Source organism: Peptoniphilus indolicus, assembly GCF_900454665.1.
GTDB lineage: Bacteria > Bacillota > Clostridia > Tissierellales > Peptoniphilaceae > Peptoniphilus > Peptoniphilus indolicus.
This window is the reverse complement of sequence record NZ_UGTH01000001.1, coordinates 1,493,789-1,506,480: the sequence shown is the minus strand read 5'-3', so window position 1 is coordinate 1,506,480 and position 12,692 is coordinate 1,493,789. Positions and strand designations below refer to the sequence as shown.

At 32.6% G+C, this 12,692-nt stretch carries 12 protein-coding genes; 4 read left to right on the top strand and 8 right to left on the bottom strand.

Going from position 1 to position 12,692, the window contains the following annotated elements:
- The 4 genes from moaA to DYE58_RS07195 are packed head-to-tail and all read right to left on the bottom strand — an operon-like array spanning window position 1 to window position 3,334.
- A complete protein-coding gene (moaA, locus tag DYE58_RS07210) occupies window positions 1-975 on the bottom strand; it encodes a GTP 3',8-cyclase MoaA (protein ID WP_004820850.1) in 975 nt (324 codons plus the stop codon).
- Window positions 953-1,432, bottom strand: a complete 480-nt coding sequence (gene moaC, locus DYE58_RS07205) for a cyclic pyranopterin monophosphate synthase MoaC (protein WP_004820849.1) — start codon at window positions 1,430-1,432, stop codon at window positions 953-955. Before moaC ends, moaA begins: the two co-directional genes overlap by 23 nt.
- Complete coding sequence (locus DYE58_RS07200) at window positions 1,429-2,388, bottom strand: molybdopterin-binding protein (protein ID WP_004820846.1); 960 nt, start codon at window positions 2,386-2,388, stop codon at window positions 1,429-1,431. Before DYE58_RS07200 ends, moaC begins: the two co-directional genes overlap by 4 nt.
- On the bottom strand, window positions 2,369-3,334 hold the full coding sequence (locus tag DYE58_RS07195; RefSeq protein ID WP_004820843.1) for an XdhC family protein: 966 nt from the start codon (window positions 3,332-3,334) through the stop codon (window positions 2,369-2,371). Before DYE58_RS07195 ends, DYE58_RS07200 begins: the two co-directional genes overlap by 20 nt.
- Window positions 3,335-3,495: 161 nt before the next feature.
- Here DYE58_RS07195 and ypfJ point away from each other — a divergent pair, with 161 nt between their 5' ends.
- Window positions 3,496-4,341, top strand: coding sequence for a KPN_02809 family neutral zinc metallopeptidase (gene ypfJ / locus DYE58_RS07190; RefSeq protein WP_004820842.1), 846 nt, complete (start codon window positions 3,496-3,498; stop codon window positions 4,339-4,341).
- Window positions 4,342-4,891: 550 nt separating this feature from the next.
- On the opposite strand, the gene DYE58_RS07185 is transcribed toward ypfJ, so the two are convergent.
- Together DYE58_RS07185 and DYE58_RS07180 are read right to left on the bottom strand one after the other, a co-directional pair.
- Window positions 4,892-5,653, bottom strand: coding sequence for a DeoR/GlpR family DNA-binding transcription regulator (locus tag DYE58_RS07185; protein WP_004820840.1), 762 nt, complete (start codon window positions 5,651-5,653; stop codon window positions 4,892-4,894).
- Window positions 5,654-5,725: 72 nt separating this feature from the next.
- Entirely contained in the window at window positions 5,726-6,313 is a 588-nt protein-coding gene (locus DYE58_RS07180; protein ID WP_004820839.1) for a class II aldolase/adducin family protein, read from the bottom strand.
- Between the two features lie 287 nt (window positions 6,314-6,600).
- Here DYE58_RS07180 and DYE58_RS07175 point away from each other — a divergent pair, with 287 nt between their 5' ends.
- Genes DYE58_RS07175 through DYE58_RS07165 form a run of 3 tightly spaced genes read left to right on the top strand, consistent with a single transcriptional unit; the run spans window position 6,601 to window position 9,787 of the window.
- A complete protein-coding gene (locus tag DYE58_RS07175) occupies window positions 6,601-7,899 on the top strand; it encodes an APC family permease (RefSeq protein ID WP_004820836.1) in 1,299 nt (432 codons plus the stop codon).
- A 15-nt stretch (window positions 7,900-7,914) separates the two neighbouring features.
- Window positions 7,915-8,745 (top strand): purine-nucleoside phosphorylase, encoded by an 831-nt coding sequence (locus tag DYE58_RS07170; protein WP_004820835.1) that lies wholly within the window; start codon window positions 7,915-7,917, stop codon window positions 8,743-8,745.
- Between the two features lies 1 nt (window position 8,746).
- Window positions 8,747-9,787 (top strand): s-methyl-5-thioribose-1-phosphate isomerase, encoded by a 1,041-nt coding sequence (locus tag DYE58_RS07165; RefSeq protein WP_004820832.1) that lies wholly within the window; start codon window positions 8,747-8,749, stop codon window positions 9,785-9,787.
- Window positions 9,788-9,850: 63 nt separating this feature from the next.
- Here DYE58_RS07165 and DYE58_RS07160 read toward each other — a convergent pair whose 3' ends face one another.
- Both DYE58_RS07160 and DYE58_RS07155 read right to left on the bottom strand, forming a co-directional pair.
- The gene (locus DYE58_RS07160) at window positions 9,851-11,122 is read right to left on the bottom strand and encodes an amidohydrolase family protein (protein ID WP_040552320.1); all 1,272 of its coding nucleotides are present in this window, start codon (window positions 11,120-11,122) and stop codon (window positions 9,851-9,853) included.
- A 16-nt stretch (window positions 11,123-11,138) separates the two neighbouring features.
- Complete coding sequence (locus tag DYE58_RS07155) at window positions 11,139-12,560, bottom strand: NCS2 family permease (protein WP_004820828.1); 1,422 nt, start codon at window positions 12,558-12,560, stop codon at window positions 11,139-11,141.
- Window positions 12,561-12,692: the final 132 nt, after the last annotated feature.

The window sequence follows — 12,692 nt, the reverse complement described above, 5'->3', positions numbered from 1 at the left end:
TTAACCCCCAATATTATTCATATTGAAATCACTAACCGAATTCATATCAAAATCATTAGCTATTGGTTTCTTATAAATAATTTTTCTCAACTTTTCCTTAAATTCGTCTTTGGAAATTTTCCCTTCAATAAAATCTAACATAGAAATTCCATCTCCATATTCAAGACAAAGTCTCAAATTACCATTTGAATCCATTCTAACTCTATTGCAGTTTTCACAAAATCTGTGTCCAACTGCATCTATAAAACCAATCTTTCCATTAAAGTTTTTAAAAGTATAATATTCAGCCGGTCCATTTCCCAATTTTTCATTTAATAGCTTTTCTTCACCATATTTCACTCTTATTTTAGAAATTATTTCTTCTCTCTTAATTCCTCTATAGTTTACAGCTTCTGATATAGGCATAAGCTCAATAAACCTCACTGCAACAGGATTATTATGTGCAAAGTCTGCAAATGCTAAAATCTCGTTGCTATTAACTCCATCAATTGGAACCATGTTTATCTTTAAATTTTTAAACCCTTTAGCCAAAAGTTTATCTATTGCATTTTTTACAGAATTAAATTCTCCAAATCGAGTAATTTCTCTATATTTTTGCCTGTCCATAGTATCTAGAGAAATATTAATTCCATCTATTCCGGCTTCTAATAAGCTATCTATATTTTCAGATAATAAAATTCCATTGGTTGTCAATGTAACAGATTCAAATCCAATATCATTTTTTAGCGACTTTACAAACTCATTAATACCTTTTCTAACTAGAGGTTCTCCACCTGTTATCTTAACTTTTTTCACACCTAACTCTCTGAAAACCCTTAAAATTTTCAAATAGTCTTCAAAGTCTAGTCTTTCTTCTTCAATCCTACAATTTTCAGGCATACAATAAACACATCTCAAATTACATTGTTGTGTTACAGAAACTCTTATATAGTCTATTATTCTGCCTGACTTATCAACAATTCCTCTTGAATTCACCGCTTTTACCACCGGCCTTATATTCTAATTTTATATCAGTTATTTCCATAGCCCTATCTACCGCCTTAACCATATCATATATAGTTAGTAATGCCATAGAAACACCAGTTAAAGCTTCCATTTCAACACCTGTTTTTTCAGAAACTTTTACCTTACAAATAGCTTTTATCTGTAAATTTTCTTCGTCTATTTCAAAATTCAAATCTGTACCTGTAATGCTTATTGGATGTGCCATTGGAATTAAATCAGAAGTTTTTTTAACCGCCATAATCCCACCAACTTGAGCCACAGTTAAAACATCTCCCTTTTGAATTTCCTTGTTAACTATCTTGCTAAGAGCAACCTCTGACATTTTTATTATCCCACTTGCAATAGCAATCCTATCCGTTACAGATTTTTCAGTTACATCCACCATTCTTGCATTCCCATTTTCATCAAAATGAGTTAAATCTGTCATAGTAGACCTCCATGACCAAGTTTGACAATATCATTTTTTCCCAACTTTATTCCCGCTGCAATCTTAGGTAATATCATATCTAAGATTGTCTTTTCACAGTACATAACAGACCCCGGCAACCCAAGTAGAGCCGTACTATCCTTGTAAGCAACCATAAACATTGCCCCTGGAAGCACAGGAGTACCATAAGTTATCTTTTCAGATGAAGATTTTTTAATCGCTCCCGGTGTATTGTCATCAGGATCCACACTCATCCCACCAGTACAAACTACAACATCTGCTCCTTTTACTACTGCTCTATCTATCTTTTCTGAAATTTCATCTAAATCGTCAGACGCATATTCTTGGCTTATCTCTTCAAAATCAAACTGAGCAAACTTAGTCCTTACAACATCTGTAAATTTATCTTCAATTCTACCCTTTGAAACTTCACTTCCGGTAGTAACTATTGCATATTTTAAAGCTTTAAAAGGAACAACTTCTATTACTTTTTCATCTTTAATTTCATCAATGACATCTTTTTTTATCTTTACCGGAGTTATTCTAGTTCCAGCTATAATATCTCCTTTTTTTACAGCTATGTCAGAAAACTTAGTCGCTATAGTTACATCAGTTATTGAATTCAAATTAAAAAGCTTTTCTACATCAATAATCAATACCCCATCAGCATCCGCAATTAAATTAACTTTACCCTCAGATACGTCTGAAAACTTTATATTGTCTCCAGAAATTTTTCGAGCTATCTCCTTTGCAGCATCTTCTTCATGATATTCATCTTCCAATACTTCAAAAATGTAAATATGCTCTTTTCCCATTTCTAAAAGCACAGGCACATCTTCTTCTTTTATTAAATGACCTTTTTTAAATCTCGCCCCTTTGCTTACCCCCTTTATTATTTGAGTTAAATCATGTCCTAAAACGTATCCAACAGCATCTTCAGTTCTTATTGTCTTCATACATCCCCCTCGCTACTGCCACTATCTGAGCAGTTATAGAAATTGCTATCTCCTTAGGAGTTTCAGCACCTATCTCAATGCCAACAGGAGAAAATACTCTTCCCTTTGCAATCTCTTCATACTCTGTGCCCTCTAAATCTTTAAACATCAAAATAGCTTTTTTTCTACTTCCTATTACTCCAATGTACTTAGGCTTTTTATCAAGTGCTGACTTAAGAGCAATCTTGTCAGAAATATGACCTCTTGTGAGTATTATCACATAGTCATCTCTAGTTATATCCAATTTTTTTACATCTTCATATTCAATCAAATATCTTTTAGAATTTGGAAAATCTTCTTCCTTTAAAAATTCTGCTCTGTTCTCTACAACTATCGTCTCATATCCTAGATAATTCAAAATTGGAACTGTTGCTTGAGATACATGCCCCCCACCTAAAATAAACATCTTAGGCTCTGCTTCAATTTTAAATTTGAATAAATTTTCAGAACTTCCACCTTTAGTAAATGGTTTTAATCCTCCATCTACTTCAATAGTAAAACCACAACTCAAATCTAAATCATATACTACAGAAATATCAGCAGTAGAATAATTGTCCATAATAAACTTTAAATACTCCCCAGCCAATTTATCACTTGGGTCAATGTATTCAAAATGAATTCTATTAGTTCCACCACAAACCATTCCTATATCTTCAGCTTCATTGTTGGTCAATATATATTTATGATTGTCAGAATTTTTTTCTCTAACTAAATTTTTCCCTAATTCAATCGCTTGAAATTCTTGAGCCCCACCACCAACTGTTCCAAAATCATATCCATTTTCAGTTATAATCATAGAAGAACCTTCTCCTCTTGGTGTTGAACCACTCTTAGAAATAATAGTAGCTATTATCAAAGGATTATTTTCTGTATACAACTCGTATGCCCTATAAATTACTTCTTTCATTTTTTCTCACCTCAGAACATTTATTAGAAATAATTATATCAAAACCATATTAAATCTTCAATTAACCATAGAAATAGATTTATTCTTTCACTTTATAATTTTATTATTACATTTACATTTTGGGTAAATAGATAAAAATGTAATAAATAGGTGGAGATATTATGAAATGGCAAGGTAGACGACAAAGTTCTAATGTAAATATAGGTGGAGCAGGAAGAAGAGGTGGTATGGCTCCAATCGGAGGTGGCGGACTCTTAATAATCATGTTAATAGTATTTTTAATGGGAGGAAATCCACTTGAAGTATTAAATAATGGCTCAAGTAGAAATACAACTCAGCAAGTTTCAACACAACATTCACAAGAAACTAAAACACGTCAAGAATTTCTTTCAGTTGTCTTAGCTGACACAGAGGACGTATGGAAGGAAATATTTAAACAACATAACTTAAATTATTCAGAACCACAACTTACACTCTATACAGGTTCAGCCCAAAGTGCCTGTGGGACAGCTTCATCTCAAACAGGACCATTTTATTGTCCGGGTGATGAAACAGTGTATATGGATACAGATTTTTATGATGACTTGCACAATAAATTTGGTGCAACTGGAGACTTCGCTCTAGCATACGTATTAGCTCATGAAGTTGGACACCATGTTCAACACCAATTAGGTGTATTAGACCAAGTCTTTGCTCTAAAAAATAAATTAAGTGAAGTAGAATTTAATCAATATATGATTAGGCTTGAACTTCAAGCAGATTATTATGCTGGAGTTTATGCACACTATGCGAAAAAAATGGGATATTTAGAACCTGGTGATATAGAAGAGGCCATGAATGCTGCCGCCGGAGTTGGTGATGACAGAATTCAAGAACAAGCTTATGGAAAATCAATACCTGATACTTTCACACACGGTACAAGCGAACAACGTATGAGATGGTTCAAAAAAGGATATGAATCCGGAACAATTGAAGCTGGAGATACTTTCAGTGTTAAAAATTTATAAACCTACTTGTAATAAAATAATGCAATGTGAAGTAATTTGTATTTGAAAACTCCTCCCGAATAAGATGATAATAAACATGGGGAGTTTTCATGTCTCTTGAATTTATAATCTAAGCACAACAAAAAATGATTCAAAATTTTCTGATAAAATAGAATTAGCAAATAAAACTAAAAGTCAAGAGAAACTATAAACCACTATAAACATTTTCCACTAAAAACCAAGAAACAATAAAAGGTAAGATTATAATTAGTAACTTAATTACAGTTGACCCTTATATATTTAATTCAGAAGGTTCATTGGAAATTGGAACTGATACTATTTTATGGCAAACAAGTAAATCATATTTAGTTACGTTTAATTATCAATAAACTTGAAGTTAATTTTACAACTCAATTCTTTAATCTTAAGATCTATCATTTTTTTAATAATACTTAAGTATTATTAAAAAAATGATTTTAGCATAATTTCATTACTTTTAAAATTTTCCCGTGAAAATTCTTAAATTTTATGGCAATTTATAAATGCCAGCGATTAATTTTTGAAAGCACATTTAACTTTCTACTCTTATTCCTTTTCTTAAAAGTAAATTTTTCCATTCTTTTGATGGCTCTTGGTCTGTTATTATAGTATCTATGCCTTCAATTTCTGTGAAAATAACTGCCGATTCATCTGTAAATTTTGTATGGTCCATTAGTAATATTTTATTTTTACTATGTTTTAGCATAATTTTTCTAATTTTTAAGTTTTCTATATTATTTTCTCCTAATCCAAATTCCATATCTATTGTAGGAAAACTCACAAATGCTATATCCGCTCTGTATGTTTTCAGCATATCTAGAGTTTGGTATCCTATAAATGAGTTTGTTTTATTGTGAAATTCTCCTCCTATTGCTATTAGATTTATATTTTCTGAGGTTGAGCACAGGTTAGCTATTTCCAATGAGTTTGTTATCACTGTGACATATATTTTTTTACCTATTAGGTTTTTGGCTAATTCAACACATGTTGTGCTTGAGTCCATTATGATTAAGTCTTTTGCTTTTATGCGTTTCATAGCCATAATTGCTATGTAATTTTTTTCATCCTTCATCAACTCTTTTTTTATATAGTTTCCAAATCCTCTATCGTATATGTTTTCTAAATATGCTCCACCTCTTGTCCTCTTTAATCTGTTTTGTTTTTCTAGTTCTATTAAGTCTTTTCTAATAGTCTCTTCGCTACATTCTAGCATTTCTGCGATTTCAGCTATGCTGAGTACGTTATGTGTTTCTAGATATCTTATTATTTGGCTATGACGTTCTATTTTTATCATTTTGCACCTCTTTTTCTCTACGGTTTTATTTTTTATTTGGAAGGAAGATACTTTGCCAATAAAATATTAAAATCAATCATTTATTGTATATACTTTCCCTATTCCTCTTGAGTAGTAATATATTTTTGCCAAGTCTTCTACATATTCTGCTGATAAAAATGCTTTTTCCATATTTTCTCCACAACATATAACTCCATGGTTTGCCAAGAGGCATGAGTTTGATTTCTCTAAATAAGGTATTATAGCTTTTGCAAGTTCAATTGAACCTGCTCTTTCAAATGGTGCAACTTTTAATTCTCCACCTATAAACGGCTCCATTTCTATTGAAATCAATGGTATTTCTTCCCTAGCAACCGCAAAAGCTGTCGCAAATGTTGAATGCGTATGAACTACTGCACTGTATTTAGGATAATTTTTATATACTTCAAGGTGCATTTGCCATTCTGATGATGGCACTTGCTCTTCTGCATAAGGTGTTCCATCTGCATGTACTTTAACGATATCTTTTTCTTCTATTTTTCCATAGTCCATTCCGCTCGGTGTTATATAAAAACTGTCTTCATCTTCTCCTCTAAGGCTGATATTACCACTTGTTCCCGCTACTAATTTTGTATTGTACAATCTCATCCCTGCTTCTACTAAAATTTTTCTGTAATTCATTTTCTACCTCTAATTTAAATTTCTAAATTTATATTTATTTATTAAGTATATTTTAAATATAAAAAAGTTGCAATCGATTTTTTTGGAGTTTTTTGGATTTTACGCAAATATTTTTGTTATTTATTGGTTTTTATTTGTTTTTATATCATTTTTGATTTCAATTATTATTTTTTTCTCTATTTTATCGGATTTATTTGATTTTTACTTTTCCAACTTTAACCAATTTTGTTTGACTTTTCACTGCCTAATGTTAAAATAAAATTATAATTTAATTTTAAGGAGGATTTATGAAAAATTCTAAAATTTCTTTGTTGGATTTAATTGGAATTGGGGTTGGACAAATAATTGGCTCCGGAGTAATGATTTTAACAGGAATTGCAGTCGGCAAAACCGGTCATGGTGTTACTTGGGCTTTTATAGTTGCCGGAATCATAGTTGCCATAACTAATTTATGTCTTGCAACTCTCGGTTCTGCAATTCCTGCTAACGGCGGCATGTATACATATGTAAGGGACTTAATCGGTAAAAAAACTGGTTTCTTTTATGTTGCACTCTTAGCTGCCGGTCAATTGGTATTAGCAAATTATGCAATCGGTTTCTCTGAATACCTAAAGGAGCTTGTTCCTTCAATCAATGTAACTTTGGTTTCAGCTATTATGATGACTATAATTTTTATTGTGAATTTAACAGGTGTAAAAACTGCTGTTAAGTTCCAAAACCTACTTGTTGTAGTGCTTGTAGTATCTATTGGTTTGTTCATTTTTTTAGGTCTTCCTAAGATAAATGATTTTTCTCCTTATATGGATATCACTAAGGTTATGCCTAATGGTTTTTCTGAGTTTATCGCAGCTATATTCCTTGTTAGATTTTCACTTGTCGGAGCTGAATACATAAATGAATTTGGTAATGATGCTAAAAATCCCGGTAAAAACATCCCTCTTGCAATGATAATTTCAACGATTATAGTTTCTATAATTTATTTGGGGGTTGGTTTTGTAGCTACCGGTGTACTTCCTATTGAAGAGGTAGCTTTTAAAACTCTTGGAAGTGTTGCTAAAGAAATTTTCTCTCAACCTGTTTATTATTTCTTCATGGTTGGCGGAGCTATGTTTGCTGTTGCTTCTTCTTTAAATGCTGTTTTTGCTTGGGCTCCTAAAGGACTTAAGGTTGCAATTGAAGATGGTTGGCTTCCTGAATTTTTAGCTACTGAAAACAAAGCCTTCGGAACTCCACATTATCTGCTTTTAATTTTCTACATACTTGGTATGATTCCTATCTTAACTGGTGGAACTTTGGAAATCATAGCTGTTCTTGGAAATAATATAGGTCTTATATTTGCCGCTCTTCCAATTGTCGCTGTGCTTTTCTTACCTTCAAGAAACAAAAATGCCTATGAAAATGCTTATTTTAAATTACCTTTATGGGCTATGAGAGTACTTCCTGTACTTTGCTTAATAGTTTTCGCTGCAGGATTTTATTCTAATGTAGACTTCATAGGCCCATTTGGAATGAAAGTATTGTTTGGATATTGTGTGATAGTGGCTATTTATGCTAAGCTTAGAGAACCTTATATCAAAAAGTCATAAATAAGTGAGGTTGTTATGTTAAAAGAAAAAAATTTTAGTGTTTACAAAGAAAGTGCAGATTATATTTTATCTAAAATAGGAGATCCTGTTGATTTTGCCATAGTGCTTGGAACTGGTCTTGGCACTCTACTTGACTGTATGGAAAATAAAATTGAAATACCTTATGAAGAAATTCCGGGATTTTTAATCTCTACTGTTAAAAGTCACCCAGGAAAGTTTATCTATGGTAAATTGTCCGGTAAAAATATAATTTGTATGTCCGGTAGATTCCACTACTATGAAGGCTATGACCACAGCGAGTTGGCAACTCCAATGTATGTTTTAAAGCTTATTGGTGTTAAGACTGTAATCTTAACTAATGCTGCGGGTGCAATAAATTATAATTTCCACCCTGGAGATATTTGCGTTGTAACTGACCATCTAAACTTTGGTGGGGTTTCTCCTACTCGTGGAAACAACTTAGATGAATTCGGCGAAAGATTTTATCCTATAGACAATCTATATGACAAAGATTTAAGAACTTTTGCAAAAAATTGTGCTATTGAACTTGGCTTTTCTCTAAAGGAAGGCGTTTATTTCTACACTGTAGGTCCCTTCTTTGAAACTCCGGCTGAAATAAGAGCGATAAGACTTTTAGGCGGAGATTTAGTTGGAATGTCTACTCTTTCTGAATCTCTGACTGCTGGGCACTGTGGCATAAAGGTATTGTGTCTTTCTTTGGCAACTAATTACAGCTCTGACAGAGTGGACAACATGGACGGTAGCGAAGTTGAAGATGTTGCAATGGCGGCTTCTGAAAACTTTAGAAATTTAATACTGAAAATGTTAGAAAAATTTGAGGGGTAATATGGAAAGACAAGATTATAATCTACCTTTTATGCTTCAATATGAACATGTTGCTTGGTATGAAAATGGTAGTGTTAAAATTTTAGATAGAAGAATTTATCCCAAAGAGGTTAAATTTGTAGAATGTTTTAGTCATGTTGATGTGGCTCAAGCCATAACTGACATGGTCACTCAAAGTGCCGGACCTTATACCGCAGCTGGAATGGGTATGGCTCTTGCGGCTTATGAAACTCGTGATTTAAATGATGATGAAAAAATTAATTTTTTAAAAAAAGCTTCTGATAAAATTTCCAACGCACGTCCGACTACTGCAAACAGGATGAAAAAAATTACTGAAGACTCTGTTAAAGTTGCAATAAATGCTATGGAAAATGGACTTGACCCAATTCAAGCTATTTTAAAAAATACCGTTGCCTCTTTAAACAGAAGATATTATACTATGAACAAAGTTGCAAAATATCTATGTGAGTTAATTCCTGAAAATGGAAAAGTTTTGACTCAGTGCTTTGGAGAAACTATAGTTGGAATGATGCTTAGAACTTTAAAAGAAAGCGGAAAAATTGTCAGCTTCTACTGTGCAGAAACTCGCCCTTATTATCAAGGTGCTCGTCTAACTGCAACTTGTTGCAACGAAATGGGTTTTGAGACAACTATTCTAACAGACAATATGATTGCCTATACTATGGAAAATATTGGAATAGATTTATTCACCTCAGCTGCTGACACTATAACGCGAGATGCTCATGTAGCAAACAAGATAGGTACTTTCCAAATTGCTCTTTTAGCTAAAGAGTTTAATATTCCTTATTTTGTAACCGGCATTCCTGACGATGATAAATTTTCAAAAGATGATATAAAAATTGAATTGAGAGACTCATCTCTTGTTTTGGGCGACTGGACTGCAAAGGGTGTAAAAGCTATATATCCTTCGTTTGACATCACTCCACCTATGTTAATTCGCGGTGTTATAACTGACAAGGGAATTTATGACCCTTCTGAGCTGCCAAACTATTTTAACTCTAAAGTAAATAGATTTTATTAATTTTTAAAGCGTATCTTGGCATCAAGCCAAAATACGCTTTTTTTCGTCTCTATTACTTATTATTTAGAATATTTTATTTCCCCTTACAAATTTGTGTTTAATATCTTTGTGTTGAGACAAATATATTGTCCTCTCTAATCTTTGTCGTAAATTTAAATCTTCTGTTCTGTATTCTGAATCATCTATTACAACTACATCTAATTCATATCCTCTTTCAAACGAACCAACTTTTCCAAAAAATTCTCCACCACCAAGTGTTCCCAAATAAAATACTTCTTCTACTTTCAATGGGCTTGAATTTCCATCTATAAGTCTCCAGAAAAGTTTTGAAACTTGGATAGCATCTGTCATCTGTCTAAAAATAGATAAATATGCTCCACCTGCAACGTCACTTCCAAGCCCAACTCTCTGCCCTTCTTCTAAGTATTTTCTAATTGGGGCTATTCCTGAAGATAGGTTCATATTTGAATCAGGACAGTGTGCTATATATACCCCTCTATCTTTTAACAATTTTCGCTCGTATTCGTCTGACCATACACAGTGAGCCATTATAGTCTTGGAATATTCTCCAAACAGTCTAAATCTGTCATAAGACTCTCCATAGCATTTTGTTCCAGGGCATAGCTCTTTAACCCATTCTATTTCTGATTGATTTTCAGATAAGTGTGACTGCACCGGAAGTTTTTCCTCTTTTGTAATTTTACCTAAGCTCTCCATCAATTCATCAGTACATGATGGTGTAAATCTTGGAGTTATTATCGGATATGTGTTTTTATATTTTACTTTGGTTTCATCTAACCACTTTATTGTATTCTCAATACTCTCTCTTGCACAAACTTCTTGTAATTCCGGTATTGAGTTTCTGTCCATATTGACTTTTCCAACGTAAGAAACCAATCCTGAATTTTCAAGCATATCCATTAAAATTATGGTGCTTGGTACGTGTAATGTTGCAAACACAACCGCTCTTGTAGTTGCACTACTTACCAAGTCTCCTACAAATTTTTCATATGTTTTTTTAGCATATTCTGTGTCTATATACTTTGCCTCATGAGGGAATGTATATGTATTTAGCCAATCCAAAAGTTCCAAATCCATTCCAAGCCCTCTGAAATGATATTGTGGCGCATGAACATGTAAATCTATAAGACCCGGTATTATTAACTTATCACTATAATCACAGACCTCCAAGTCCTTATACTCATCAGGTATTTTATCAAATACCCCACATGAATAACCCTCCACGCACACCAAATAGCTATTTTCTCTTGTTGTTAAATTTTCCAGATTTTCGCTATAGCAAATATCTCCTTTTATTATAAAAGATGCTCTCATAAACATCCTCCATTCTTTAACCTAATGAAATTAATACATATCGTAATGCAAAAATAACTGAAACCACTGCTGTTAATAATTTTATATCCTTAATTTTTCCAGTGAATAATTTCAATAAACAAAAACTTATTAATCCCATTGCTATACCATTTGCAATTGAATATGTAAATGGCATAAATGTTATCGTAATAAATGCCGGAATAGCATTTGTAATATCACTAAAATCAACATCTTTTACATTAGATAGCATTAAAACCCCTACATAAATTAAAGCCGGTGCTGTTGCTGCTGCCGGAATTATACTTACAAATGGAGCACAAATTATTGCTGCTATAAACAACATAGATGTTGTAAGCGCTGTTAACCCTGTACGTCCTCCCTCTGCTATTCCCGCACTTGATTCTACAAGAGTTGTTACAGTTGGCGCCCCAACTAAAGCTCCTGTAAGTGTCGAAATTGCATCTGACATAAGAGCTTGCTTCATTCTTATAACTTCTCCATTTTCATCTATCATATTTGCTTGTTTAGCAGCTCCAAGTAATGTTCCTAAAGAATCAAACATATTAACTAACGAAAAACTTACTACCAACATAAATACTATAAATATATTGTGTATTAAATCTTCCCCTGCAAAAAGTCCCACAAAATCTAACTTAAAAAGTGATACTTCGTAAAAATCATGGAATTTTGTAGCCAAGTTCAAATCAAAAGCGTCAAATTTTGTAACTCCTAATGGCACTCCTATTAAAGTAGCAATCACTATCCCTATTAATATAGAGCCCTTTACTTTCTTTGCGTTCAATACTCCTATTATTATAAGCCCTATTAATGCAACCGTTGCACTCATTATTAGTTGTGTATCAAATTCAGGATTTTGCCATTGTGAAAAATCGATCATACTGACCAATGTCGCCGGGTTATCTACTACAATATTGGCACTTTTTAAACCTATTATAGTTATAAATAAACCTATCCCAGGTGTCATAGCATCTTTTATACAGTTTGGAATTGCTCTTATTATAGCTTCTCTAAGTCCTATGGCAGTGATTATTATAAATATTGCCCCTGATAAAAATACTATTACTAAAGCTTGTGAATATGTGTAACCCATTACTAACATTACAGTATATGCAAAGAAAGCACTAAGACCCATCCCCGGAGCTTGTGCAAATGGAAGCTTTGCATAAACAGCTACTAAAAAGGTTCCTATAAAAGCTCCTATACACGTAGCTATAAATGCACCGTTTGATACTTTTGTCGCATACGCATCTTGCCCTAATATTCGTAAAGGCTCTGAAACTGTCATTGGTATAATTATTAATATGTACGCAATTGTTATAAACGTAGTAATACCGGCTAAAATTTCAGTCTTTACATTTGTGTTGTATTTTGAAAGTTCAAAAAATCTTTCAAAAAATCCCTGTTGTTTTTGTTTCATAACTTTCCCTCCTAAAATATGACCGTTAAAATAGAGGAGACAAACTTCTACATACTATTTTCTAATTTAAAAATAAAAAAACTACTCAAAAACCCACTATAAATTAAAAAACATTGCAAAACTACAGAGATA

Bases quoted from the DNA above. Each gene is read 5' to 3' on its own strand.
- moaC (WP_004820849.1), bottom strand. From the start codon at position 1,432: ATGACAGATTTAACTCATTTTGATGAAAATGGGAATGCAAGAATGGTG.
- DYE58_RS07200 (WP_004820846.1), bottom strand. From the start codon at position 2,388: ATGAAGACAATAAGAACTGAAGATGCTGTTGGATACGTTTTAGGACAT.
- DYE58_RS07195 (WP_004820843.1), bottom strand. From the start codon at position 3,334: ATGAAAGAAGTAATTTATAGGGCATACGAGTTGTATACAGAAAATAAT.
- ypfJ (WP_004820842.1), top strand. From the start codon at position 3,496: ATGAAATGGCAAGGTAGACGACAAAGTTCTAATGTAAATATAGGTGGA.
- DYE58_RS07185 (WP_004820840.1), bottom strand. From the start codon at position 5,653: ATGATAAAAATAGAACGTCATAGCCAAATAATAAGATATCTAGAAACA.
- DYE58_RS07180 (WP_004820839.1), bottom strand. From the start codon at position 6,313: ATGAATTACAGAAAAATTTTAGTAGAAGCAGGGATGAGATTGTACAAT.
- DYE58_RS07175 (WP_004820836.1), top strand. From the start codon at position 6,601: ATGAAAAATTCTAAAATTTCTTTGTTGGATTTAATTGGAATTGGGGTT.
- DYE58_RS07170 (WP_004820835.1), top strand. From the start codon at position 7,915: ATGTTAAAAGAAAAAAATTTTAGTGTTTACAAAGAAAGTGCAGATTAT.
- DYE58_RS07165 (WP_004820832.1), top strand. From the start codon at position 8,747: ATGGAAAGACAAGATTATAATCTACCTTTTATGCTTCAATATGAACAT.
- DYE58_RS07160 (WP_040552320.1), bottom strand. From the start codon at position 11,122: ATGAGAGCATCTTTTATAATAAAAGGAGATATTTGCTATAGCGAAAAT.
- DYE58_RS07155 (WP_004820828.1), bottom strand. From the start codon at position 12,560: ATGAAACAAAAACAACAGGGATTTTTTGAAAGATTTTTTGAACTTTCA.